Annotated in this window: 23 protein-coding genes and 1 pseudogene; 10 read left to right on the top strand and 14 right to left on the bottom strand. The window is 71.3% G+C overall.

The features are described from left to right. Nucleotides 1–103: 103 nt before the first annotated feature. On the top strand, nucleotides 104–568 hold the full coding sequence (locus ACVCAH_RS34925) for an SRPBCC family protein (RefSeq protein WP_447140488.1): 465 nt from the start codon (nucleotides 104–106) through the stop codon (nucleotides 566–568). A 119-nt stretch (nucleotides 569–687) separates the two neighbouring features. Here the strand turns inward: ACVCAH_RS34925 and ACVCAH_RS34920 are convergent, their stop codons facing one another. Further along, nucleotides 688–1,671, bottom strand: coding sequence for a mycothiol transferase (locus ACVCAH_RS34920; RefSeq protein WP_447140487.1), 984 nt, complete (start codon nucleotides 1,669–1,671; stop codon nucleotides 688–690). Between the two features lie 68 nt (nucleotides 1,672–1,739). After that, a complete protein-coding gene (locus ACVCAH_RS34915) occupies nucleotides 1,740–2,798 on the bottom strand; it encodes a Glu/Leu/Phe/Val dehydrogenase dimerization domain-containing protein (RefSeq protein ID WP_447140486.1) in 1,059 nt (352 codons plus the stop codon). Between the two features lie 108 nt (nucleotides 2,799–2,906). On the opposite strand from ACVCAH_RS34915, the gene ACVCAH_RS34910 reads away from it, so the two are divergent. Beyond that, nucleotides 2,907–3,365 carry an Lrp/AsnC family transcriptional regulator gene (locus ACVCAH_RS34910; protein WP_447140485.1) on the top strand — a complete coding sequence of 153 codons (459 nt, stop codon included), beginning with the start codon at nucleotides 2,907–2,909 and terminating at the stop codon, nucleotides 3,363–3,365. Between the two features lie 338 nt (nucleotides 3,366–3,703). Here the strand turns inward: ACVCAH_RS34910 and ACVCAH_RS34905 are convergent, their stop codons facing one another. The 4 genes from ACVCAH_RS34905 to ACVCAH_RS34890 form a co-directional block, all read right to left on the bottom strand. Further along, on the bottom strand, nucleotides 3,704–4,072 hold the full coding sequence (locus tag ACVCAH_RS34905) for a YciI family protein (RefSeq protein WP_447140484.1): 369 nt from the start codon (nucleotides 4,070–4,072) through the stop codon (nucleotides 3,704–3,706). Between the two features lie 537 nt (nucleotides 4,073–4,609). After that, the gene (locus ACVCAH_RS34900; protein ID WP_447140483.1) at nucleotides 4,610–5,245 is read right to left on the bottom strand and encodes a GyrI-like domain-containing protein; all 636 of its coding nucleotides are present in this window, start codon (nucleotides 5,243–5,245) and stop codon (nucleotides 4,610–4,612) included. Then, complete coding sequence (locus tag ACVCAH_RS34895) at nucleotides 5,229–5,762, bottom strand: PadR family transcriptional regulator (RefSeq protein ID WP_447140482.1); 534 nt, start codon at nucleotides 5,760–5,762, stop codon at nucleotides 5,229–5,231. Before ACVCAH_RS34895 ends, ACVCAH_RS34900 begins: the two co-directional genes overlap by 17 nt. Before the next feature lie 286 nt (nucleotides 5,763–6,048). Then, the gene (locus tag ACVCAH_RS34890; protein ID WP_447140481.1) at nucleotides 6,049–6,420 is read right to left on the bottom strand and encodes a nuclear transport factor 2 family protein; all 372 of its coding nucleotides are present in this window, start codon (nucleotides 6,418–6,420) and stop codon (nucleotides 6,049–6,051) included. Between the two features lie 95 nt (nucleotides 6,421–6,515). On the opposite strand from ACVCAH_RS34890, the gene ACVCAH_RS34885 reads away from it, so the two are divergent. Next, entirely contained in the window at nucleotides 6,516–7,547 is a 1,032-nt protein-coding gene (locus ACVCAH_RS34885; RefSeq protein WP_447140480.1) for an RNA polymerase subunit sigma-70, read from the top strand. Between the two features lie 74 nt (nucleotides 7,548–7,621). Next, on the top strand, nucleotides 7,622–9,190 hold the full coding sequence (locus ACVCAH_RS34880) for an amidohydrolase (RefSeq protein WP_447140479.1): 1,569 nt from the start codon (nucleotides 7,622–7,624) through the stop codon (nucleotides 9,188–9,190). A gap of 52 nt (nucleotides 9,191–9,242) precedes the next feature. Here ACVCAH_RS34880 and ACVCAH_RS34875 read toward each other — a convergent pair whose 3' ends face one another. The 3 genes from ACVCAH_RS34875 to ACVCAH_RS34865 form a co-directional block, all read right to left on the bottom strand. Beyond that, complete coding sequence (locus tag ACVCAH_RS34875; RefSeq protein WP_447140478.1) at nucleotides 9,243–9,848, bottom strand: TetR/AcrR family transcriptional regulator; 606 nt, start codon at nucleotides 9,846–9,848, stop codon at nucleotides 9,243–9,245. 134 nt (nucleotides 9,849–9,982) lie between these two features. Beyond that, nucleotides 9,983–11,095, bottom strand: a complete 1,113-nt coding sequence (locus ACVCAH_RS34870; RefSeq protein ID WP_447140477.1) for an aldo/keto reductase — start codon at nucleotides 11,093–11,095, stop codon at nucleotides 9,983–9,985. 165 nt (nucleotides 11,096–11,260) lie between these two features. Next, nucleotides 11,261–12,838, bottom strand: coding sequence for a PucR family transcriptional regulator (locus ACVCAH_RS34865; protein WP_447140476.1), 1,578 nt, complete (start codon nucleotides 12,836–12,838; stop codon nucleotides 11,261–11,263). Between the two features lie 133 nt (nucleotides 12,839–12,971). On the opposite strand from ACVCAH_RS34865, the gene ACVCAH_RS34860 reads away from it, so the two are divergent. From ACVCAH_RS34860 to ACVCAH_RS34850, 3 genes are all read left to right on the top strand, one after another. Beyond that, on the top strand, nucleotides 12,972–14,234 hold the full coding sequence (locus ACVCAH_RS34860) for an NAD(P)/FAD-dependent oxidoreductase (RefSeq protein ID WP_447140475.1): 1,263 nt from the start codon (nucleotides 12,972–12,974) through the stop codon (nucleotides 14,232–14,234). Between the two features lie 91 nt (nucleotides 14,235–14,325). Then, entirely contained in the window at nucleotides 14,326–14,646 is a 321-nt protein-coding gene (locus tag ACVCAH_RS34855) for a TraR/DksA family transcriptional regulator (RefSeq protein ID WP_447140474.1), read from the top strand. Nucleotides 14,647–14,804: 158 nt separating this feature from the next. After that, nucleotides 14,805–16,019 (top strand): cyanophycinase, encoded by a 1,215-nt coding sequence (locus ACVCAH_RS34850; protein WP_447140473.1) that lies wholly within the window; start codon nucleotides 14,805–14,807, stop codon nucleotides 16,017–16,019. Between the two features lie 42 nt (nucleotides 16,020–16,061). Here ACVCAH_RS34850 and ACVCAH_RS34845 read toward each other — a convergent pair whose 3' ends face one another. The 4 genes from ACVCAH_RS34845 to ACVCAH_RS34830 all read right to left on the bottom strand — a co-directional run bounded on the left by ACVCAH_RS34845 (nucleotide 16,062) and on the right by ACVCAH_RS34830 (nucleotide 20,804). After that, nucleotides 16,062–18,164: an iron ABC transporter permease gene (locus ACVCAH_RS34845; RefSeq protein ID WP_447140489.1), complete on the bottom strand. Its 2,103-nt coding sequence runs from the start codon at nucleotides 18,162–18,164 to the stop codon at nucleotides 16,062–16,064. Between the two features lie 5 nt (nucleotides 18,165–18,169). Then, nucleotides 18,170–19,153: an ABC transporter substrate-binding protein gene (locus ACVCAH_RS34840; RefSeq protein ID WP_447140472.1), complete on the bottom strand. Its 984-nt coding sequence runs from the start codon at nucleotides 19,151–19,153 to the stop codon at nucleotides 18,170–18,172. Between the two features lie 36 nt (nucleotides 19,154–19,189). Continuing rightward, a complete protein-coding gene (locus ACVCAH_RS34835) occupies nucleotides 19,190–20,020 on the bottom strand; it encodes an ABC transporter ATP-binding protein (RefSeq protein ID WP_447140471.1) in 831 nt (276 codons plus the stop codon). Between the two features lie 70 nt (nucleotides 20,021–20,090). Further along, on the bottom strand, nucleotides 20,091–20,804 hold the full coding sequence (locus ACVCAH_RS34830; RefSeq protein WP_447140470.1) for a siderophore-interacting protein: 714 nt from the start codon (nucleotides 20,802–20,804) through the stop codon (nucleotides 20,091–20,093). Nucleotides 20,805–21,038: 234 nt separating this feature from the next. Between ACVCAH_RS34830 and ACVCAH_RS34825 the strand changes: the two genes are divergently transcribed. Together ACVCAH_RS34825 and ACVCAH_RS34820 are read left to right on the top strand one after the other, a co-directional pair. Continuing rightward, complete coding sequence (locus tag ACVCAH_RS34825) at nucleotides 21,039–21,350, top strand: hypothetical protein (protein ID WP_447140469.1); 312 nt, start codon at nucleotides 21,039–21,041, stop codon at nucleotides 21,348–21,350. A gap of 175 nt (nucleotides 21,351–21,525) precedes the next feature. Then, nucleotides 21,526–21,675, top strand: a pseudogene (locus ACVCAH_RS34820) (IS5/IS1182 family transposase); the annotation flags it as partial. Between the two features lie 12 nt (nucleotides 21,676–21,687). Here the strand turns inward: ACVCAH_RS34820 and ACVCAH_RS34815 are convergent. Next, nucleotides 21,688–22,263, bottom strand: a complete 576-nt coding sequence (locus ACVCAH_RS34815) for a DinB family protein (RefSeq protein ID WP_447140468.1) — start codon at nucleotides 22,261–22,263, stop codon at nucleotides 21,688–21,690. Nucleotides 22,264–22,686: 423 nt separating this feature from the next. On the opposite strand from ACVCAH_RS34815, the gene ACVCAH_RS34810 reads away from it, so the two are divergent. Beyond that, on the top strand, nucleotides 22,687–23,244 hold the full coding sequence (locus ACVCAH_RS34810; protein ID WP_447140467.1) for a hypothetical protein: 558 nt from the start codon (nucleotides 22,687–22,689) through the stop codon (nucleotides 23,242–23,244). Nucleotides 23,245–23,460 lie beyond the last annotated feature (216 nt).

Here is a 23,460-nt window from a genome sequence, read left to right as displayed (position 1 = left end):
CGCCCCACCGCCCGGTGGGGAGTCGCTCACCCTGAACGGTGAGGATCCACAACACCACCGGACCCCCGGTGAACGTTCGTGGACACCGCACTAGGCTCCAGACGTGTCGGCGCTGATCGAGATCGTGTCCGTCATCAATGCTCCCCCGAGCGTGGTTTTCGACCTGGAACTTGATGTGGACGTTCACACCGCATCCATGCACGCCAGCCAGGAGACAGCCACAACCAGCACCGGTCGACGCCAACTCGCGCTCGGCGACGAGGTCACCTTCCGCGCCCGCCATTTCGGTCTGCGATGGCGCATGACCACCCGGATCACCGTCTATGAACGGCCGTACCGCTTCGTCGACGAGCAGACACAGGGTCCCTTCCGCGTCCTGCGCCACGAGCACCAGTTTCAGGACCTCAACGGCGTAGGAACGCACATGACCGACCGGATGATCATCGTCGCACCCTTGGGGCTGCTGGGCGCGGTTGTGGCCCGGGCGCTGATCGCGCCGTACCTACGCCGACTGTTGAAGCAGCGGGCAGCCCACATCAGGTACCTGGCGGAAGCCGGCGGACCGTAGCGCGTGACGATCTCGGGATGTGTGCTCATGTCGCGGTCCGTGGCCATGGACCGTCACGACAGCTTGGCTACGAGGCATCCGGACGTGCCGAGAACAGCGCACTGATCATGATGGTGGTTCTACATGCCGATAGTTCCGTCGATTCGTTCGCGGAGCAGGTCGGCGTGCCCGTTGTGGCGGGCGTACTCCTCGATCAGATGGATGAGGACCCACCGCAGTGAGACGGTGCCGCGCCAGGTGTCGTGGCCCTCGATGTCGAGGTCGGGGGCGTTGGCGATGAACGTGTCGGCGAACGTGACCTCGTCGTGCCAGGCTCGGTGGGCTGCGGCGATGACGGCGGGCTCGGGTACCGCGTCGTCGAAGTCGCCGTCGGGGTTAGTTTGGGACGAGAACTGCGGGGGCGCGTGTTGCCCTGCCAGGACCTGGCGGAACCAGCGGCGCTCCACGTCGGCGAGGTGCCGGATCAGGCCGAGTAGCGACAGCGTCGATGGCGGCACCGCTCGGCGGGCCAGAGACTCCTCGATGTCGGAGCACTTCAGCGTGAGTGTGTTGCGCTGGGCTCGCAGCATGTCGTGCAGCATCTGTCGTTCGCTGCCGTTGGCGGGTGTGGTGAACCGGCGGTCGTCGACGGTGGGGAACAGCCCTGCCCTCCTGTGCGTGTTGTCCGGCTGTGCGGTGACCGACGCCTCGGCGGCGTAGAGCGGGAGTCGCTTCGTCAGGGCGCTGATCCGGTTACGCGGGCCGTACGCCGCGACAGCGACGTAGTCGATCTCGTCCGCGGGCGTTGCGGCGAGCGCGGTCACGTAACCGTCGTAGGTCCGGGCCTGTCGAGCAACTTCGTTGAAGCCCACAGTGATCAGATCGCCGTCGGCGCGAGCGATGCGGTGCAGGTCGCGGAGCTGGTCAGCGGTGGCGCTCAGGATGGGCACCGGATGGGGGTTCAGCCCCGCGTGCAGCTCGCCAGATCCGTCCTTGGCGTCCGCCGCCGGTGGATGAGGCAGTCGTCCGCCGAGGCTCAACGCGAGCACCGCCGCGGCGTTGGCCGCCCACGCGGCCGGCAGGTCGTCCCGGATGACGATCACGAGTTTGGTTGCCAGGGTCATGCGGCTGTACTCCAGAGCGGTCCGAGGTTGATGGTGCGGCTACGTTCGCCGAGTGGTGTCGGCAAGGGTCAACCGTGGCCATCCCGGATGCGTTGGCGGGCCCAGGAGCGGGCGGCGCCGGCTGGCGTCGAGCCGGTGACGCGGGCGGTACGCAGGATGCCGGCGAGGGTGTCAGCAATGCCGCGGACCCGAACGGTGGCCTGGGCGGACGTCTCGTGGTGCAGTTCGACGGCGGTGGCATGGATGATGCCGCCCGCGCTGACGACGATGTCCGGTGCCCAGAGGATGCCACGCTGGTGCAGCAGCTCGGCGGTGGCCGGGGCGTCGAGTTGGTTGTTGGCCGGCCCGGCGATCGCGGCGCAGCGCAGCGTGGGCGCCGAGCGCGCCGTCAGCAGGCCGCCGAGGGCGGCGGGGACGAGCACGTCCACGTCGGCGGCCAGGCAGTCCTGCGGGCTGGCCCAAGCGGCACCGGCGGTGTCGGCGAGCGCTCGTCGGGTCTCGTCGATGTCGCTGGCGATCAGGGTTGCGCCGGCGTCGGCGAGCATCCGCAGCACGTAACCGCCGACGCGACCCAGGCCGAGCACGGCGAAGCTGCGCGTGGACAGGTCGGCCGAGCCGAATCGCTCGGCACACAGAGCGTGCAGCGCGGCGAGCACGCCGACGGCGGTGTGCTCGGAGGAGTCGCCGCTGCCACCGGCGTCCACCGGTCGGCAGAACGCATGCGGGGTCCGCTCGGCGATCGTGAGCATGTCGTCCGGCCCGGTGCCCACGTCCGGGCCGGTCGCGTAGGTGCCGGCCAGACCGGCGATGACGTCGCCCACGTCGTGCAACACAGTACGGCGGGCGGCCGCGTCCGGTGTCGTGCCCGGGGGCAGGGCGACGACGGTCTTGCCGCCGCCGTTGGGTAGCCCGGCCAGTGCGCACTTCTCCGACATCGCGGCGGAGAGCCGCAGCGCGTCGGTGAGGCCGTCGCGCCAGTGCGGGTAGTGCGCGATCCGGCAACCACCGATGGCCTGCCCGAGCGCGGTGGAGTGCACCGCCACCACGATCGGCAGGCCGGACCGTGCGCCCCGTCTGACGACGATGTGTTCGTGCATGGACTCGGTGTCGATGTCGGTCGCGACCATGATGGCTCCTGTCGTGCGCTCGCCGGAACGGGACCGACAGTAGACGGGTGGCCGGTGTCGACCGGTGCTCGGCGAACGTCGTTCGAAGAAGGTGGCAAGATCTCGGTCGTGGACGAACTTGATACGGCCATCATTCAGCACCTGCAGACACATGCGCGGCAGACCAACCGCGAGCTGGCCCGCGCGGTCGGCATAGCGCCGTCCACCTGTCTTGAGCGCGTGCGCTCCTTACGAGAGCGCGGGGTGATCACCGGATATCACGCCGAGATCAATCTCGCGGCTCTCAACCGCGGGGTTCAAGCCCTGCTGCATGTGCAGGTCCGGCCGTTGAGCCGTGCCGTCATTGATGGCTTCAAGAAGTACGCGATGGGGCTGCCCGAGGTCGTGTCGGTGTTCGTCGTGGCCGGTGGCGACGACTTCCTCGTTCACGTCGCGGTGCCCAGCGTGGACAGCCTGCACGCCTTCCTCATGGACAAGTTCAGCGGACGCCGCGAGATTGTCGGGTTCCGCAGCTCGGTCATCTACCAGCACGCGCGCAAGCAGGTCATCGAACCACTTGACCTGTGAAGATGCGAAGCAGGGCCCCAACCAGCCAGGGTGCGCACATCTGGCCGCGATCCGATCGCCAACGCGGTGGACAGCCTGTACCGGCGGCTCGGCGTGCGGACATGCCGATGTGCGCACGCTCGCCGCGATGGGCGCTGCCGCTCCACTGGGTGCTCAGTGGTTGCGGGGATCCGACCAGGCCCGGGGATTGGGCTTCGCCCCGCGCCCGATCCCCGGGGTCACCGTCACGGCGTCCTAGTCCAGGTCGATGCGCAGACCCGCGTCGTCAACCGCGGCCACGCACGTCTTGCTCTGACGTGGCGAGTCTTCCTCGATCCGGCATCGTCGGAACGTCATCGTCACCTGTCAGCCCGGCGAAGCATCGCGTCTGTTTCGGGATCGGGCATGAGCTCCCGAACCTCTTGCGCGCAGCGGCAAGCGCCGGCAATCTTGGCAGCCCACGTCAGCGCCTCCTCGCGTGAGGCCACGTCGACGACCACGAACCCGCCAATGACCTCCTTGGTCTCCGGGTAAGGGCCATCGGTGACCATCCCGTCCGTGGCCACGACGCTCGCCCTCTGGCGTTCGAGTCCAGCGCCGAACACAAACACGCCGGCGTTCACGGCGTCCTGGACCACTGCGTGCGAGGCCTTGCCCACGTCGGGCCAATCCTCGTCGGGGATGTGGTCCATCGCGCCGTCATTGAACGAGATCAAGTACCGCATCATCCCACTCCCTTGTCCCGGCGGCCTCGTCCAGCCGCCTCTCGCCCGCTCTACAGACGACTCGCCCCGGATCCGACGCTATGCCAGAAGAATTCTCGCGGGATCTCCGCCGCTCGGCGCAGACGGGCGTCAAGTCGCCCGTGTTCGCGGGGATCATTGCCGCCGCCACCGGCCACGAATAGTCCCACACACTCATCTGCCGCTGACCAGGATGGCTGGCGTAGCGGATGGTCACCGAGCCAAGGCATGCGAACTCGGTGCGATGCCCGGGACGCGGCTAGGAGTCCGCCGCTGTAAAGCGGAAGGAAGGACTGTTGGGCGACGGTGAGTACGACAACCCGTCGGTGGCGGTGAAGTCCTGGAGCCGAGCAAGCGCTGACTCGGCCGAGGGTGTGTCACTCAGGTACACCCGGATGCCGCCGAGGCGTAACCACGCGTCGGCAGTGACCGGTATCGCCGGGCTCTGCGCCGACGTGGTCTGCCCCCAAGACGTTGCGGGGATCGGAGCGAGGTTCCCAAGTCGGCCACGCAAGCGTCCTCCTACCCACCGGGCGCGGCCTCGGTGGTGACCGGCTGTCGGAGGATGGTGCGCTGCTTGTCGGGTGCGGCCCTGCGGAAGTCGCTGAGATAGATCTCGTGGTGAGTGCCGACCATGCGAAACCCTTGGTCGGGGATGACCTCGTGATGCAGTTGCGAGAGCACGTCTGCTTCGTCGTCGAAGGAACCGACGTGCAGCGTCTGCACGCACCGCCCCTCGGACAGCGCCTCCAGACGGACATCATCCAGACGCGCCGGCTGGTTCTTCGCCCGGGCTTGCTCGACAGCGGTGATGAACATGGCTTGGTTGATCCAGTCCGGGACCATGAGCATCAGCGTCCAGTCCCACCGCGACTTGTCCCGTGCCACCGTGAAGGAGGCCATGTCCTCGGCCCACCACAGGCCTTCCAGAGGCGGGACGACGTAGTCGCGCCCGAGGTCTCGCTTGCTGGCGAACTTCAGTTTGTACGCCACGGGATAGAGCGCTTCGACCGCCTCCGTGAAGGCGGGCGAGGTGTTGGGGTCGCCGTGGCCGTCGATCATGAGATATTGCAGGTCGGGCACGTCCACAACCCGGAACCGGCCCCGTTGTGCGTGGTATGCCTCGAGGGTTTTCTTGAAGTCAATCTTGTTGGTCATCGGGCACCTGGACTCGGGCGGCGAGCCACTGCCTTTCCGCCTTCAGAAGGCTCAGTGAGTATGAGAACACCTCACGCGCCGCCGGCGGGAGGGGAGCTTGTGCCTGGCGCGCCGCCTGGATTGCGGCGATCCGGGCTTCGATCTGCGCCAGTCGGGCGCGCAGCGCCTGCGTGTACTCCCACTGCGAGAGCAGGGGCAGGTTGGCGAGGCCGACCAGCAGCGGGTACGGGATCGGCCGTGGCTCGGCGACGAGGGCCAGCGCGTTGCGTGCCGCAACCTCGCGGCCTTTGGTTGTGGCGCGGAAGACGCGGCGGGACTTCGCGGCAGCAGGAGCCTGTGGGACGTGGAGCAGGCCGCGCTTCTCCAGTTTGCTGAGCAGGTAGTAGATCGAGGAGAACCCGATGTCGGTCCACTGCCGTACGCCGCGTTGCTCGATCACCTGCTCCAGGTCGTAGCCGTGCTGTGGGCGTTCGATGATCAAGCCCAATACGGTCAGCTCGGCGGGAGTCAGCTCCACAATGCTATTCTAGCACTAGAATGATTGGCCGTCGTCGACGACGAGATGCTCGCCGTCCAGTGGGTGAGTGCGCAGATGCGGCGCTCGGCGTCCACACGTGGCGGCCGCGGAGGCCTGGAGTCCGGCACGGGGAATCAGACACCCGGCTACGCGGGCGTGGTGGCCCGGGGCCTGGCCCGCCGGGACCGGGTGCGGCGGGGAGGCAAGGCACGCCTTCCGCCGCACCCGGTCACCAACCGCGAGGCAGGACATGGCCGGGCCTCTGGGCGCACACCTTCAAGGCACGTCAGGCAGAGGTCGATCGGGCCAGCTGGAACGGGAGCCGGTCGAAGATGAACCTGCTGTACGCGATCCTGCCGTCCCGGACGGTGACGCACTCGGCGGCCGGCCCGCTGAGTACCAGCGTCGTCGCCGTGTCGTACACCAGCACCGCCCGCTCCTCGTCACCGAACGCGGCGACCGGCTCGGCGCTGACCAGCATCTGGACGAACGGCGCCATGAACGCGCGGTAGGCCTCGGCGCCCTCGATCCGGCCCGCCGGCGCGTCACACACCACGTCGTCGGCGATGTACGCCATGGCCTCGTCGAGGTTCCTGCTCGTCCACGCCCGGTGGTACGCCAGCGCCACGCGCAGGGCAGGACTGTTCTGATCGGTCATCGCCACTCCAGGTGCTTCGTCGGATCGGGTGTCTCTGCCGGTACCGACACCGGACGAGACGGAAACGGAACGGTCCGGCGTGACAGGATCCGAGGGTGACCGAGGGGCTGGTGGCTCGCGCCCGAGCCGGTGACGAGCGGGCGTTCCGGGATCTGGTCGAGCCGTACCGGCGTGAGCTGCACCTGCACTGCTACCGGCTGTTGGGGTCGCTGACCGACGCCGAGGACGTGCTGCAGGAGGTGCTGCTGGCGGCCTGGCGTGGACTGGCCGGCTTCGAGGAGCGGGCCTCGCCGCGGACCTGGCTGTACCGCATCGCCACCAACCGCTGCCTGAACGCCATCCGGGACAGCGCCCGCCGGATCCCGCCCTCGCCGGTACCGCCGTTCCAGCCGCCCGAACCGACCCGCCGCTCGGAGGTGACCTGGCTGCAGCCGTACCCTGACGCGTTGCTCGACCAGGTGCCCGACCGGGCGCCCGGGCCGGAGGCGCGCTACGGGCTTCAGGAGTCGGTCGAGCTGGCGTTCGTGGCCGGGCTCCAGCGGCTGCCGCCGCGGCAGGCCGCCACGCTGGTGCTGCGCGACGTGCTCGGGTACTCCGCGGCGGAGGTGGCAGGGATGCTCGACACCACCGAGACCGCCGTGAAGGGTGCGCTCCAGCGGGCGCGGGCCACCTTGGACCGAAGCCGCCCCACGAGCCACCGGGTGGCTACCGGCTCGCCCCAGGAACAGGAGCTGTCCAGACGGTTCGCGGCGGCGTTCATCGCCCGCGACCTCGACGGTCTGCTCGGGCTGCTCACCGACGATGCGTGGCTGGCCATGCCGCCGGCGCCGCACGAGTACCACGGACCGGCCGCCGTCGCGTCCTTCCTGCGGGTCAGTGGCGCCTGGCAGGGCAACCGGCGCCTGCTGCTGGTGCCGACCCGGGCGAACCGGCAGCCGGCGTACGGCTGCTACCTCGCCGAGCCCGACGAGCCGGTCGGCCAACCGGCCGGCATCATGGTGCTGGCCCTCCGCGGTGGCGGGATCGGGGGCATGACCCGGTTCCTGGACAACTGGCTGTTCGACCGGTTCGGGCTGCCTCAGCTGGCTCGGATCGACGAGCACCAGACGTGGGTCGAGGTGGTGTGACGACGGGTCACTTCCGGCTTCTCGGCTCCACTCCTACAGTGATGGCCACCCACGCCGCGAGCCCTTGAGGTGACATGAGCATCCGCGTGTACCGCAACGCCGCCATCCGCACCGGGGGCAGCGGCAACCCGTTGGCCCAGGCCATGGCCGTGGATGGCGAGCGGCTGCTGGCCGTCGGCACCGAGGCGGAGGTACGCGCCGCCGCGGGACCGGGCGCCGAGCTGATCGACCTGGCCGGCGCCGCCGTGCTCCCCGGGCTCTACGACGCCCACATCCACACCGCGCAGTACGCCCGGAGCCTGGACGCGGTGGACCTGCGCGACGCGGGTTCCCTGGACGAGGCGCTGGCCCGGGTGGCCGCCCACGCGGCGCGGCTGCGGCCGGGCGCCTGGCTGTTCGGCGGCCGGTGGGACAGCAACACCTGGGATCCACCGGCCCAGCCGGACCGGTACGCGCTGGACTCCGTCTGCCCCGAGCTGCCGGTCGCGCTGCCCAGCGTGGACGGCCACACGGTGTGGGCCAACTCGGCCGCCCTGCGCCTGGCCGGCATCGACGCCGGCACTCCTGACCCGGTGGGCGGAGAGATCGTCCGGGACGCGACCGGGGAACCGACCGGCATCGTGCGCGAGTCGGCCTGCCGCCCGCTGCGGGACCTGATGGTCTCCCCCGACCTGCGCGACCAGCTCCGCGCCGGGCAGGAGGAGCTGCTCTCCCTCGGCCTGACCAGCGTGCACGACATCGACGGCGAGGACTGCCGGGCGGCCTACCTGGAGCTGCGGGCGGCGGGTGAGCTGAAACTGCGGGTGCACAAGGCGATCCCGATGGTCCACCTGGAGGCGGCGATCGCGGAGGGCCGCCGCACCGGGCAGGGCGACGACTGGTTCCGCACCGGGCCCGTGAAGATCTTCAGCGACGGAGCGCTGGGCTCGCACACCTGCCACATGAGCGAGCCCTTCGCCGGCGAGCACGGCAACGTGGGCATCGCCGTCACGCCGTACGAAGACCTGGTCAAGCTCTTCGCCAGGGCCGCGGAGAGCGGGATCGCGGTGGCCACGCACGCCATCGGCGACCAGGCCAACCACCTGGTGATCGACGCCTACCAGAGCATCGGCCGCACGCCCGGGCTGCGGCACCGCATCGAGCATGCCCAGCACCTGCGGGCCGGCGACCTGGCCCGGATGGCCCGGCTGGGCATCGCCGCCTCGATGCAGCCCGTGCACTGCACCAGCGACATCGACCTCGTCGACAGTCTGCTGGCCGGGCACGACCTGGCCTCGTACGCCTGGCGGGGGATGCTGGACGCCGGCGTCGCGCTGGCGTTCGGCTCCGACGCCCCGGTCGAGCATCCCAACCCGTTCGCCGCGCTGTACGCGGCGGTGACCCGTACCCGCCCGGACGGGACGCCCGCGGGTGGCTGGCAGCCTGAGCAGCGGCTCAGCATGGCGGAGGCGCTCGCCGCCCACACCCTCGGCGCGGCTCACGCCGCGGGCGAGGCGGACCGCAAGGGTGTCCTCGCACCCGGCATGCTCGCCGACTTCATCGCGGTCGACACCGACCCGTTCCTGGAGTCGCCGGACGCGGTGCTGCGCACCAGCGTCCTGACCACCGTCGTCGGCGGCGAGGTCCGCTGGCAGCGGGGGTGATCAACGCACAGCTCGGCAGCGGCCGGATGCGGAACCGCCGTCAGCCGGCTCGTCACGCGGCGGGCAGCGGCCCGCGAAGACTGTCGATGGCGAGGTCGAGGGCGGCCTCGAGGTGGTCGATCTCCCCGGTGTTGAGCAGCAGCAGTACGCCACCCTGGATGCCGGCCACCAGGGCCGCGGCGGCCCGGTCGGCGTCCACGTCCGCGGTCATCTCGCCGATCGACTGCATGTGCCGGACACCCCCGGCGATCTCGTTCTGCCAGCGCCGCATCAGCCCGGTGACCACGGCCCGGGCGCCCGGGGATCGGCGGCTCGCCTGGCCGAGCAGACCGTTGAGCGGGCAGGTCTGGCCCTGCTCCTGGTAGCGCGCGACCACCCGGTCCCGCCACGCCTGCCAGGCGGGCCAGGAGGTGAGGTTTCCGAGCATCGGCTGCTGGTCGGCGAGCACCTGGTCGGCCTCGTGCTCGGCCACCGCGAGCAGCAGTTCCTCCTTGCCGCCGGGAAAGTAGTGGAAGAGCTGGCTCTTGCTGGTGCGGGTGCGCGCCATCACGTCCTCGAGGCGCACCTCGTCCACGCCGCGTTCGCGCACCTCGGCGGCCGCGCCGGCGACGATCCGCGCTCGGGTCGCCTCGCCCTTGCGGGTCAACGCGTGGGTCATCCGGCCTCCGGTGATGGGACGTGCAGGTCCACCGTAACGGCGCGCCAATGGTGCCGTGCCGCGAGTGACGTGCCGCGGGCGGCCACGACCCCGTCCCGGGAGACGGCATCGTGGCCGCGCCACGTGGAAGGTCGTCAGCCGACTGGCTGAGCGGTGCCGTTGAAGACCGGCGGCGCGTATCCGGCCGGCTTGTCGCCGACACCCAGACCGGGGCTGACGATCCAGGACTGGTACTCCGGGGTGAACATCGAGTACGGCGCGGCCATCGGCTCGGCGCTGGCCTGCGCCAGCCGGTCGCGCAGCTCCTGCGGGATCTCGAAGTCGAGCGCGGCCAGGTTGCCGTCCGCCTGTTCGGGGCTGCTCGCCCCGATGATCACCGACCCGACGGCGGGCTGGGTCGCCACCCAGTTGATCGCCACCTGGGCCATGCTCCGGCCCAGCTCGGCGGCCACGCTCTCCACCGCCTCGATCACCCGCCAGTCCCGGTCGCTGACCGGTCGCCCGTTGGCGCCCGCGCCGCCGAGCCGTCCCGCACCGGTCAGACCGTCCTCGGTCCGTCGGTACTTGCCGGTGAGCAGTCCGCCGCCGATCGGGCTCCACGCGGTCAGCCCCAACCCCAGGGACTGCGCCATCGGCACGAACTCCGGTTCGATACCGCGGGCGAGCAGCGAGTACGGCAACTGCAGGTTGATCATCGGGGCCAGCGCGTGCGCCTCGGCGACGCTCTGCGCCCGGGCCGCGTACCAGGCCGGGACGTCCGACAGGCCGGCGTACCGGATCTTGCCGGCCCGCACCAGGTCGTCGAAGGTGCGCACGACCTCCTCGACCGGGGTGATCCGGTCCCAGGTGTGCAACAGGTACAGGTCGAGGTAGTCGGTGCCGAGCCGACGTAGCGAGGCCTCCACCGCCCGGATCAGGTGCTTACGGCCGTTGCCGCTGGCGTTCGGGTCGCTCGGATCGATGCTGTTGGTGAACTTGCTGGTCAGCACCAGCCGGTCCCGCACCCCCGCGGACGCGATCAACCCGCCCAGGATCCGCTCGCTCTCGCCGGCGGTGTAGAAGTCCGCCGTGTCGATGAAGTTGCCTCCGGCCTCCAGGTAGCGCCGGAAGATCGGCTCGGCCTCCGCCTCGGTCTTGCCGTACGCGGCGTGGAAGCCGCCGGTGCCGAAGTTCATCGTGCCCAGCGCCAGCCGGCTGACCCGCAGTCCGGACCGGCCGAGCAGGTAGTAGTCGTGCATCACGTGCATCTCCAGATTGCTCGTCCGCCATCTCCGCGACCGGCCCGGGCCCGACCGCCTGGTCCACACAGTGGCTCGACAAAAATGGACTGGCAAGTCCAGAAACCCGGCGACGCGGAGCCGCCCCAGCGCCGGCCACGCTGCGATCGCCAGGCAGCATCCAGAGGTCAGCCGCTACGCCGCCGGACGGGGCGGAACCGACTCCGGGCCCAGCGCCGCGAGCTGGATCTGCAGCGCCAACCGGGCACGCGGCGATTCCAGATCGATCGGCACGACCTCGGTGAGGCGGCGCAGCCGGTACCGGAGCGTGTTGGGGTGCACGTGCAACTGCCGGGCGGCCGGCTTCGGGTCGCCCCGCTGGTCGAGCCAGGCGGCGAGGGTGGCGACGTAGTCGGTGCCGTGCCGCCGGTCGTGGGCGACGAGGGCGGGCAGCGGTCCGCCGGCCAGCAGGTCGGCCTTCGGCACCGCGGTCACCATGCGGTGCACCACCACGTCCGCCCAGGCGTCCTCGAACCGCAGCACCGGGCCGCGCTGTCGGGCCGGGCCGTGCAGCGCGAGCAACTCCGCCGCCTCGGCGCGCGACCGCGGTAGGTCCGTCAGGGTGCGGGCGACGCCGCCGGACGCGGCGAGCAGCCCCGGGTCGTGCCCGGCGATGTCCTGGATCAGCCGCTCCAGCCACAGCCAGGAGCCGGGCGACTCGCCGTCGGCGACCACGACGGCGAACAGGAGGTCGCCGACGTCCGCGATCAGCGGCTGGCGCCACCCGTGCCGGCGGGTGACCGACTCCCAGAGGGCGAGGTTGTGCACCATCTCCCCCGTACCGCCGTGCGCCCCGAGCCCGACGACCCGCCACGGACCCTCGGGAAGGCCCAACTCCTCACGGCCCATCCGGCCCGGGTCGCGCAGGGCGGCCCGCAGCCGGTCGGCCGACACCCGGCGGGCGACGTCGGCCTGCACCCGCAGCCGGAGCAGGTGCAGCGCCAGCACGGACGCCGCCCCCTGGAGATCGCGCAGGCGCCCGTCCGGCACCGGGCCGTCGACGACGGCCCAGATCGAGCCGAGCAGCTCACCCCCGGCCCGGATCGGGATCACCAGCCGGGGCAACGTCCCGTCCGGCCCCTGCGGCACGAAGATCAGCTCACTGCCCTGGGCGAGCTTGCGGAAGACACCACGGGACCGGAAGTGCGCGATCACCTCGCCGGGGACGCGTCGCCCGACGATCGTCGAGACCCGCGCCGGGTCGGTGCGGTCCTGCCGCGAGGAGTAGGCGAGCACCCGGGACCGGGCATCCTCGATGGTCACCGGGGCGTCGACGATCGCGGCGGTCGCGTCGGCGAGGGCGAACAGTTCGTCGTACACCCCGGTCTCGCCGGTCTCCGGCGAGCCGGGCGCGACCGCCCGGTCGATCACCCCGCGGAGCAGCCAGACGAGCTGGGCCCACGAACCGTGGCTCTGCAGCTCGACCAGGGTCAGGTTGCCGGCGGCGGCGGCCGACGTCACATCCGGGTGCGTGGCCAGCGGAGGCTTCAGGACGAGGCCGGCCGCGGCGGTCTCCGCGCACCACCCGATGACGGCGATCGCGTGCTCCGGACTGGCGATGCCCGCGCCGAGGACCAGGTCGCCGCTCTCACCGGTCGTCGCGTCGTCGGGGTCGGCGAAGGTGACGTCGCGGACCTCCGCCTCGTCGGCGCGGACGACGACCTTGAGCAGCGCCGCGCCGACGGCGTCGACGACCCCAGCGACGGTGATCATGACGAGATTATGCCTCGGCGTTGTTCAGATCGGCCAACGGTCGTGTCCATCGTTGGCCGGGCAGAACAATGACGTTCCGGCGGGGTGCGGCCAGGATTGGGCCCGATCCCCGTCGATCTGAAGGAGTGAACGGATGCCCGCCACCGAGTCCGTGCCCGCCCCCCGGCACGTCGCCGTCATCGGCGCCGGGATGGTCGGGCTGGCCACCGCCTGGTTCCTCCAGGAGCGGGGGGTGCGGGTCACCGTGCTCGACCGTACGGGGGTGGCGGCCGGCGCGTCCTGGGGCAACGCGGGTTGGCTCACCCCCGGCATCACCACTCCCCTGCCGGAGCCGGCGGTGCTGCGCTACGGGCTGCGCGCCGTGCTCAGCCCGTCGTCGCCGGTCTACGTGCCGCCCCGCGCGGACGCCCGGCTGCTGCGCTTCCTAGCCGGCTTCGCGCGGCACAGCACCGCCGCGAAGTGGCGGACCGCGATGCGGGCCTACATCCCGATGAACCGGCTCGCCCTCGAGACGTTCGACGCGTTGGAGGCGGGCGGGGTCGCGGCGCGGGCGAACGAGGCGAAGTCGTTCATCGCGGCGTACCGGACCGAGGCCGAGCGGTCGGTCCTGCTCGACGAACTGGGGCACATCCACGCCGCCGGTCAGGCGATCGAGTTCGACGTCCTGACCGGGGCCGAGGCGCGGGAGGTGGAGCCCTCGCTGTCGGACGACATCGGCGCCGCCATCCGCCTGCACGACCAGCGGTTCATCAACCCCGGCCAGTACGTGCACGCGCTCGCCGACTCCGTTCGCGCCCGCGGGGCGTCGATCGTGACCGGGGCCGACGTCGTGGACGTCCGCGACGAGGGCACCGGGGTCCGGGTGGTGACCGCGGCCGGCGGCGACGACCGCTACGACGCGGTGGTGCTGGCGACCGGCACCTGGCTCGGCGCGCTGGCCCGGCGCTTCGGCGTCCGGACCGTCGTGCAGGCCGGCCGCGGGTACAGCTTCAGCGTCGCGATCGAGCACATGCCGGCCGGCCCGGTGTACTTCCCCGCGCAGCGCGTCGCGTGCACGCCGCTGGGCGACCGGCTGCGGGTCGCCGGGATGATGGAGTTCCGCAGCGCCGAGGCGCCGCTGGACCGTCGCCGGATCACCGCCATCGCCGAGGCGGCCCGACCCCTGCTGCGCGGCGCCGACCTGGACGCCCGCACCGACGAGTGGGTGGGGTCGCGTCCGTGCACCCCGGACGGCCTGCCGCTGATCGGCCGGACCAAGTCGCCGCGGGTCTTCGCGGCCGGCGGTCACGGCATGTGGGGCATCACCCTGGGCCCGCTCACCGGCAAGCTGCTCGCCGAGCAGATCACCACCGGCCGGCAGCCCGCGGAGATCCGACCCTTCGACCCGCTGCGCTGACCGGCGGTACCTCACGGCACAGCGGGCGGAGCGCATCAGCGCTCCGCCCGCTGTCATTCCCGAGCAGGAAGGACACCCGAGCGTGTACGTCGTGAGCAGGCAGGACGAGCTGGGCGTGCTACGGATCGTCCTGGAGGAGCAGTACGAGCGGCACACCACCCAGCTCGCGCTGCTGGCCCGGCAGCCCCGCCAGCTGCCCGGTGACGACGTCGACGCCACCGCGGCGTTGACCGCGGCGTCGCGGCGGGCCCTGGGCGACATCGCCCGCGCCCTGCACTACCTGGAACAGGGCCGCTACGGCACCTGCGAAGGGTGCGCCGGCGACATCCCCATCGAACAGTTGGCGCACCGACCCTCGACCCGGTTCTGCGCCGCCTGCCAACCGGAACCTGACCACCGAACCCGTCCGTGACGGCAGGCCGCGCCGGCGTCGCGGCCGCTCCCCGTCCTACCGACAGGTGACCGACCGCGAGGCGACCTCGACCAGGTCCGGTTCACCACCTGCCCCCGCCGGCAGGAACCGCATCGACGGACCTTGACGCCTGCGGATCGAGCTGTTTAGCGTCGGGCATGACCCGGCCCAGGTTCCTGCCGCTGCTCGCCGCCCTGATCGTCACCGCCGCCGCGGCGGCGTTCCCGCCGTCGGCCGCGTCGGCGGCCCCCGCCGGCACGGACGCCGGGCCGGGCGTGATGATGCTGGTCGGCGGCGCGCTCGCGGACGACAACAGCGCCGTCTACGGCGAGTTCGTCCGGCAGGCCGGCGGCGCCCAGGCCCGCATCGGCGTGCTGAGCGCCTCGTCGGCCACCCCGCACTGGAGCGCCAACCAGGTCGGCAAGGTCCTCAAGCGGTACGGGGCCGCGGAGGTGACCTGGATCCCGGTGAACGTGAAGCGGGACGGCAGCGGCGACGACCCGGAGTACGCCGCGCTGGCCGCCTCGATGACCGGGTTCTTCTTCGCCGGCGGCGACCAGTTCCGCTACGTCCAGTCCATGGTCCACCCGGACGGCTCGGACGGCGCGGTGCTCGCCGCCATCCGGCAGCGGTTCCTCGCCGGCGCCCCCGTGGCCGGCACCAGCGCGGGAATGCAGATCTTCGCCGGCCCCGACATGATCACCGGCGGGGTGAGCTACCACGGCGTCCGCGACGGCGCCCAGCCCGGATACTTCGACACCGACGAGGTCCTCGGCTACTGGCCCGCCGGCGGCTTCGGCTTCTTCACCTCCGGCCTGGTCGACACCCACTTCGACGCCCGTGGACGGACCGGCCGGTCGATCCGGCTCGCCGCGGACACCGGCCACGACCGGGTGTACGGGGTCGGCGAGGACACCGCGCTGGTCGTCACCGGGGCGGGCACCACCGGGGAGACCGCCCGGGTGGTCGGCACGAACGGGGTGTCCGTGCTCGACCTGCGCGCGGCGCAGGTCGGCCAGGTCGGCGGGCACTGGTCGATCAGCGGCGTCCGCTGGAGCTACCTCACCGACGGCGACAGCTACGACCCCGGCCGGTGGCAGGTCACCAAGGCCGCCACCAGCGCGCCGCTGACCCCGGACGACCGGGCGGCGGGAGCGCCGACGGCGGACGTGTTCGGCTCGTACGCGCTGCTCGACACTGCGCTCGACCTCGCCGACGCCGGTCTGACCACCGCGACGACGGGCACGACCGTGGAGGACGCGCCGCCGTTCGTGGTGGGCCTGACCAAGGAGTCGGCGTTCGCGGCGTACACCCGGGACGGAAGCGCCGCCGCCTCGTTCACCGACCTGACCGTGTCGATCCAGGCCGGCTGAGCCGGTCGCGTCCCGGGCGCGGGCGCCCGGGACGCGAACCGGTCACCGGGCGGTCGGGGACACCACGGCGCGGGAGCGCCACAGCAGCCAGACGAAGTACGGCGTGCCGATCAGCGCGGTGACCAGGCCGGCGGGGACCTGCGCCGGGGCGATGACCGTGCGGCCCAGGGTGTCGGCGACGCTGACCAGCACCGCGCCGAGCAGGGCGGCGACCGGCAGCACCCGGGTGTGCCGCCCGCCGACCAGCGCGCGGGCGGCGTGCGGGGCGACCAGGCCGACGAAGCCGATCACGCCCACCGCCGACACGGCGGTGGAGGTGAGCAGCGCCGCGGCGACCAGCGCGACCAGCCGGGAGCGTTCCAGCCGGACGCCGAGCACCCGCGGGGTGTCGTCGTCGAGGGCGAGCAGGTCCAACTCCCGCCGGGCCGCCACAACCGCCGGGGTGAGCACCAGCAGCGCGATCGCCACCGGCAGCACCTGCGTGGCGGTCCGCCCGTAGGTGGAGCCGGAGAGCCAGGTCAGGGCCTTGCCGGTGTTCCACGGGTCGAACGCGAGGATCAAGAACGTGATCACCGCCATGCCGCCCTGCCAGGCCCCGAAGCCGATCAGGACCAGCCGGTCGGAGCTCAGCCCGCCGCGCCAGGCCGCGCCGTAGACCAGCGCGAAGGCGAGGATCGCACCGACCCCGGCGACGCCGGAGACCGCCCAGACGCCGGCCAGCGGCACGAAGGTGAGCAGCGAGACCGCGCCGAGGCCGGCGCCGGCGGTGATGCCGAGGATGCCGGGCTCGGCGAGCGGGTTGCGGCAGACCGCCTGCACGGTGGTGCCGGCCACCGCGAGCGCCGCGCCGGCCAGCGCCGCCGCGGCGACGCGCGGCCACCGCTGGTCCAGCACAAAGGTGTACGCGGGACCGGTGCGACCCTGCAGCCAGTTGACGACGTCGCCGAGCAGCACCCAGGTGTCACCGGCGAGCATGCCGACGACGACCGCGGCGACGGCGACCACGGCGCAGCAGGCGACCACGGCCCGGTGAAAGCTCGCCGAGCGGACCGCCGCGTGGCCGCCGGGCGGGCGGCGGGTCGGCCCGGCGTCGCGGTGCCGGCGGGCCAGCCAGATCAGGATCGCCGCGCCGAACAGCGTGGTGACGACGCCGGTGGGGATGTCCACGCCGGCCTGCGCGCCCATCACGGCGCGCAGCAGCACGTCGGAGCCGAGCACGATGATCACGCCGGCGAGGCCGGAGAGCGGCAGCAGCACGCGGTGCCGGTGCACGCCGGGCACCAGCGGCGCGAGCAGCCGGACGATGACCGGCGCGCAGAGCCCGACGAAGCCGACTGGGCCGGTGAGGGTCACCGCGGCGGAGGAGAGCAGGACGGCCAGCACCGTGACGATCAGCCGGGTCCGCCGGACGTCGAGACCGAGCACGGTGGCGGTGTCGTCGCCGAGTCCCAGGATGTCCAGGCGGTGCCCGAGCAGCACCAGGGCGACGACGGCGACGCCGATGACCGGGGCGAGCTGGGTCAGCGCGTTCAGGTCGCTCTGCACCAGCGAGCCGTTGCCCCAGGCGAACAGGCCGATGGTGGCCTGCTCGAACAGGATCAGCAGCAGCATGGTCGCCGAGTTCAGCGCCAGCGCGGTGGCGGAGCCGGCCAGGATGAGCCGGGTGGTGTTCGCCTGGCCGCCGGCCGACATCGCCATCACCAGGGCAGCCGCGGCCAGCCCGCCGAACAGGGCGAGCCCGCCCGCGGGCAGCACGGGCAGCGAGATGCCGAACGCGGCGACCGCGACGATGGCCAGGTGCGCTCCGGCGTTGACGGCGAGGGTGTCCGGTGAGGCGAGCGGGTTGCGGGCGATGGACTGCAACGCGGCGCCGGCGAAGCCCAGCGCGATGCCGATGGCGAGCCCGGCGAGCAGGCGCGGGATCCGGGAGGCGACCAGGACGCGGGCCGCCTCGTCGTCTCCGCCGGTGGCCAGCCGCAACAGGTCGAGGGCGCCGACTCCGGAGGTGCCCTGGGTGAGGTGCACCGCCGCGACCACGAGCAGGAGCAGGATCGCGGTGGCGAAGGCCCCGACGACGCGGGGCGCGGACAGGGGCCCGGCCGGAGCCGGCCGGACGGCCGGCTCCGGGCGCGGGGGTGCGCTCAGCGCGGTCACACCGTGTAGGTCTTCACGAAGTGGTCGATGAACTGCTTGGCGGAGAGCGGGCCGCCGAAGGTCCAGATGCCGTCGGGCATCCGGTGCAGATTGCCCTGCTTGACGAAGGGCAGGGACTTCCAGATGGCGTTGCTGGCGAGGCCGTCGGCGAAGACGTCGTCGCCGTCGGAGGCGTTGTAGAAGAAGTGCAGGTTCGGGTCCTTGAGCACGGTCATGCCCTCGACGTCGCTCTGGCCCAGGCCCCACACCTCGTCGGTCTTGCCGGTCCAGGCGTTGGTCAGGCCGAGCTGGATGCCGAGCTGGGAGACGAACGAGCCCTGGCCGAACATCCGGATGCTGATCGTGCTGCCCTCCTTCCAGCCGTCGGCGAAGGCGAACGGGCGGCCGGCCGCACCGGCGTCGGCGATCTTCTTCTTGCCGTCGGCGATGGCGGCGTCGAAGTCGGCGAGGAGCTTCTGTGCCTCCGCGGTCTTGCCGACCGCCTGGGCGATCATGTTCAGGTCCGACCGCATGCGGCCGAGGTTGTCCTTGGCGTCACTGCCCTTGGTGACCACCACCGGCACGTACTTCTCCAGCTGGGTGATGAGCGTGCCGCCCCGGCCCTCCTCCATCACCACCAGGTCGGGCTGGAGGGCGACGATGGAGTCGACGCTGGGCTCCGCCCGGGTGCCGACGTCCTTGACGCCCGCGTCGAGCTTGGCGGCGCTGACCCAGGTGGCGTAGCCCTTGGGGTCGGCGACGCCGACCGGCATGACGCCGAGGCTGACCAACATCTCGACCTCGCCCCACTCCAGGCCGACGACCTTGGTCGCCGGGGCCTTGAGGGTGACCTGCTTGCCGCGGCTGTCGGTGACGGTCACCGGGCCACTGGCGGAGGAGCTGGACGCCGCCGGGGTGACGGTGTTCTCGGTGGTGCCGCAGGCGCTGAGCAGCAGCGCGGCCGCCGCGGCGACCAGGGCGGTGACACGGGTACGGGTCATGGTGATCTTTCTCGGGGTACGGGTTGGGTTGGTCGGTCAGGCCGGCAGGCGGGTCAGGTGCCGGCCCACCGGGCGGGTGGTGACGATTCCGCTGACCGGATCGGTGCTCACCTCGATGCGGATGCCGTACGTCTCGGTGAGGGCGTCCTCGGTGAGGACGTCGGCGGGGGTGCCCGCGGCGCGCACCCGGCCCTTCTGCAGCAGCACGACCTCGTCGGCGACGGCGGCGGCCTGGTTGAGGTCGTGCAGGACCACCCCCACCGCGACGTGGTGGTCGTCGGCGAGATCCCGCATCAGGTCGAGGATCTCCACCTGGTAGCGCAGGTCGAGGAAGGTGGTCGGCTCGTCGAGGAGCAGGACCGGAGTGTCCTGCGCCAGGCAGGTGGCGAGCCAGACCCGCTGCAGCTCTCCGCCGGAGAGTTCGTCCACCGGGCGGTCCGCCATGGCGGTGACGCCGGTGACGTCCATGGCGCGGCTGACGGCGGCCGGGCCGTCCGGGTCGTCGGCCCGCCAGTGGCCCCGGTACGGGTGGCGGCCGTAGCCGACCACGTCCCGTACGGTGACGCCGCTGGGCACCGGCCGGCTCTGGGCCAGCAGGGTGACCCGGCGGGCGAACTCCCGGGCCGGCAGCCCCGCGGCGGTGGTGCCGTCGGCGAGCAGCACCGAGCCGCTGCCGATCGGGTGCAGCCGGGCCAGTGCCCGTAGCAGGGTGGACTTTCCGCTGCCGTTCGGGCCGACCAGCGCGGTGACCGATCCCGGCCGCAACGCGATGGACGCGCCCCGCACCACGGTGGTGCCGTGGTAGCCGAGGTGCAGGTCGACGCCGCGCAGACTCTCGTCGCGGGGCAGGGCTGGCTCGTTCAACACGCGCTTAGGTTAGCCTAACCTTTAAACGTGTCAAGCCGCCCGGTCCGCGACCCGGATCGGGCGCCCGCGCTCACCGAGCACTCCAATAGCCGAGCGCCTCGACCCGCTGCTTGGGCACGCCGAGGCCCTTCCTGATGTGCTTGACGATGCCGCGGGTGCTGGCCGCCTCGCAGGCCACCCAGTAGAACGCGCCGTCCGGGGCGGACGGGATCGCGGCGGTGACGGTCTCCACCAGGTGCCGCCCGCCGTCGCGGCGGGGCACCCAGGTCACCTCGTGGTGGTCCCGAGCGCGCGGCGCGAGAGCCTTCTCGCCCTCGTGGGCGTACTCCAGCCAGACGGTCGCCGGGATGGTGGCGGCGGCGTCGAGCAGGCTGTTGACCGCCGGCAGCGAGGCCGCGTCACCGGCGAGGAACAGATGAGTCGGCGCCGGGTCGGGCAGGGCGAAGGCGCTGCCCTGGACGGTGGCGGCGATGGTGTCGCCGGGCCGGGCCGCGGTGGCCCAGCGCGCCGCGCACCCGTCGTGCAACGCGAACTCCAGGTGGAACCGTCCGGTGGCCGGGTCCGGGTCGACCAGGGTGTACGCCCGCTGGTGCGGGCGGCCGTCGTTGTCGAACCACATCCGGATCCACATTGTCGGGTGCACACCGCAGGTCTCGAGCAACCCTCCCCCGTCGACCAGGAGGCGGTGGTAGTGCCCGTTCACCGGTTCCGAGGCCAGCACGGTCAGCTTGAAGTCCTTGCCGCCCATGGCCTTGAGCACGAGGGCTTCCCAGTTTCTCTTCACACACGCCTCCAGGGCTTCCAAAGTTAGGCGAGGGTAACCTAACTCGCGGTCCCCGGGGAGCGGCGATCAGCCGGACGAACCGCAGCGCCACGAGACGAGGCACGAGATGTACCAGGAGACACAGCCGATGTCCGGCTGCCTGGTGGCCGGACAGGCTGGTCGCGGTGATCTCGGGTGGCCACGGCTTACCCCTGCTGTCCTGATCCGATGGCACGAACCGCAGACGGAGGGATGATGCCGCTTGACCGAGAGACCGCGGCCCGGATCGCGGAGCGGCGCCTGGCAGAGTGGCTGTCAACCGCGACTTACGGCGAGTTGCTCGGCTGGGAGGAATCCGGCAAGCAGGACCGACGGGAGATCGAGGTCGATGACGGCAAGCTCTACCAAGTGGTCACCTACGTATTGCCCGACGGGGATGGCCGGCTCCGTCTCGTCGTCGCCGTCGATGACGGTGGCCGCTCGGCTTTCGCCCCGTTGATTCGGGACGAGATCATGCGTCCGGACGGCAGCCTGGTCGAGAGCCTGGACGGACCTTCTGAGCCGTAGCGTCGGCGGGGCCGTCCCGATCCGTTCGGATGCCGGCCTGGCGCCCGGCCTCAGGGGCACCAAGGGCCTGTTCCAGCAACTCGACCTCGCCGGCGCCACGCCGGACCGGCGCCCCGCGCTGGTGGCCGACCAACGCGCGCAGTCACCGCCCCGAACTCGCCAGGCCTCGCCGACCGACAAGGTGACTTACCACAAGCGCAGTGTCGTGGAACGCTGCTTCAACCGCCTCGAGCAATGGCGTGACCTGGCCACCCGATACGCCAAACGCGCATCCCTCTACCGTTCCAGCCTGGTCCTCATCGCCGCCATCATCCGGCTTCCATGATCGACAGAAAACCTAGTTGCTGCGTCTGCTGGCGTCGAGGGCAGCCTGCTCCACCCGCTGGCGGTAGTCCAGCCACCATGGCTCGTCGGCGGGGGGCAGATTGTCGTTCCTGGGCAGCAGCCCTGCCGCGCCGTCGATGAGTTCACGCACGATGTCAGCGTGGCCGGCGTGCCGTTGTGTGTCCGCGATGACGTGGACCAGGACGTGGTGCAACGTGACCGCTGCGTCGCCCCACCACGGCACCCGCCCGACATCATCCAGCGCAAGGGCTTCAATGGTGGCGTCGGCGTGGGCGATCGCGCGACGGTACAAAGCGACGATCTCCTCCCGGGTCTCATCCGCGGTCGCCCACATGTCGGCATTGGTCTCCGCTCCGTCGCCGACGTACGGCAGCTCCTGCTCGAACGGCCGGCCGAACACGACGCCGAAGTAGAGGATCTCGCAGACCGCCGAGTGTTTCACCAGACCGAGCAAATTGGTGGCGGTCCGAGTCAGCGGGCGCCGAATATCGTATTCGCTGAGCCCGTCGAGCTTCCACAGCAGCGCGTCGCGGCCGCCCTTCAAGTAACTGTGCAGGTCTGCCTTCACGGCGCCACTATGGCATCTGGTCGGGTGTCGGCGCCGCCCTGGATGATCCATAGAGATCATGATCGGCAGGACATACCCTAGTCCCGAAGTCCCGAGCCGCGCGGACGATCAGCCTCCGGTCGTCTTCACCGGTGACGGCTTCGTTCACAGTCGGTCGATGGGTTCAAGCATAGGCGGGCGGCCTCGTCGTCGCGGTGGGTGGTCTCGCCGACGAAGGTCTCCGCGATGGCGACGTCGTCGTACAAGTGGAGGTAATGCTGCGGTGCGGTGGCGAGGGCCGCGGGGCAGGATGCACGCCGACGATCGGCGCAGGACGCCGTGGACGGGCTCGGCTTCCTGGTCCGTGCTGTTGAGTCCGAGCCTGTTGCTGTCGCTTGTTGCTGTCAGGATGTCCGGCGGACGGTGGGGAAAGAGAGTTCAACGGTGGGCGACTGGTTCGAAACAATCGCCGATATCGAGGCGACCCAAGAAGAGGCTGACCAACTGGGTGCCGAGGTGTTGTCCTGGCTGGTTGGGCAGGGCATCGTGATGTCCGAGCAAACGGACTGCGTCTTGGACGGCCAAGGACACCGTCCTGGCCCGAACTACGCCGCCGCGACGGCCGAACCCTGGGCAGGTCTGCACGAGCTTGACCCTAACGGGCTCCGTGTGGTCACCAGACGAACGGTCTTCTACTCGATGGGCGACCTGCAAGTCGTCTGCCCACGCTGCGGCGCTGTTGTGGTGGCCGACCAAGACGAAGGCTCCTGGAGCGGCTTCTCGCCTGTCATCGACGAGTGGTACGTGGGCGCCGCCGGTGTGCGTGCATGCAAGCACTGCGGCGAACCTGTCGGCATCAACGACTGGGAATGGAGCCCGCACTGGGGCTTCGGCTACCTCGGGTTCGAGTTCTGGAACTGGCCGATGCTCGACCCTGGCTTCGTGGCCGCGGTATCCAACCAGTTGGGCCACCGGACCGTCCGGCCCTGCGGGAAGCTCTGAACTCGACCCGTCGGGAGCGAGTAATCGACTTTGGCCAACGACGAAGCGGCACATGGCGGCCTAGGAGCGGAAATAGCTCTCGACATCTCACACCACTCCCCTGCTGTCGGTCGGCCTCTTGCGGACTAAGGCGTGTTTCGTAAGTCGAGGGATCCGTACGAAGTCGCGGCGTGGCGGTGGTCGATAACTGAAGAGGTCTCCGGTATCTGGTTCTGC

Source organism: Micromonospora sp. LZ34, from assembly GCF_052981855.1.
Note: the sequence above shows the minus strand (reverse complement) of the source record. Positions and strands in the feature narration are given on the sequence as shown.

What these genes read in the sequence shown, in the direction of transcription:
- ACVCAH_RS34920 (WP_447140487.1), bottom strand. Translation starts at nt 1,671, where the DNA reads ATGACCCTGGCAACCAAACTCGTGATCGTCATCCGGGACGACCTGCCG.
- ACVCAH_RS34915 (WP_447140486.1), bottom strand. Translation starts at nt 2,798, where the DNA reads ATGGTCGCGACCGACATCGACACCGAGTCCATGCACGAACACATCGTC.
- ACVCAH_RS34905 (WP_447140484.1), bottom strand. Translation starts at nt 4,072, where the DNA reads ATGATGCGGTACTTGATCTCGTTCAATGACGGCGCGATGGACCACATC.
- ACVCAH_RS34900 (WP_447140483.1), bottom strand. Translation starts at nt 5,245, where the DNA reads ATGACCAACAAGATTGACTTCAAGAAAACCCTCGAGGCATACCACGCA.
- ACVCAH_RS34890 (WP_447140481.1), bottom strand. Translation starts at nt 6,420, where the DNA reads ATGACCGATCAGAACAGTCCTGCCCTGCGCGTGGCGCTGGCGTACCAC.
- ACVCAH_RS34880 (WP_447140479.1), top strand. Translation starts at nt 7,622, where the DNA reads ATGAGCATCCGCGTGTACCGCAACGCCGCCATCCGCACCGGGGGCAGC.
- ACVCAH_RS34875 (WP_447140478.1), bottom strand. Translation starts at nt 9,848, where the DNA reads ATGACCCACGCGTTGACCCGCAAGGGCGAGGCGACCCGAGCGCGGATC.
- ACVCAH_RS34870 (WP_447140477.1), bottom strand. Translation starts at nt 11,095, where the DNA reads ATGCACGTGATGCACGACTACTACCTGCTCGGCCGGTCCGGACTGCGG.
- ACVCAH_RS34865 (WP_447140476.1), bottom strand. Translation starts at nt 12,838, where the DNA reads ATGATCACCGTCGCTGGGGTCGTCGACGCCGTCGGCGCGGCGCTGCTC.
- ACVCAH_RS34860 (WP_447140475.1), top strand. Translation starts at nt 12,972, where the DNA reads ATGCCCGCCACCGAGTCCGTGCCCGCCCCCCGGCACGTCGCCGTCATC.
- ACVCAH_RS34850 (WP_447140473.1), top strand. Translation starts at nt 14,805, where the DNA reads ATGACCCGGCCCAGGTTCCTGCCGCTGCTCGCCGCCCTGATCGTCACC.
- ACVCAH_RS34840 (WP_447140472.1), bottom strand. Translation starts at nt 19,153, where the DNA reads ATGACCCGTACCCGTGTCACCGCCCTGGTCGCCGCGGCGGCCGCGCTG.
- ACVCAH_RS34825 (WP_447140469.1), top strand. Translation starts at nt 21,039, where the DNA reads ATGCCGCTTGACCGAGAGACCGCGGCCCGGATCGCGGAGCGGCGCCTG.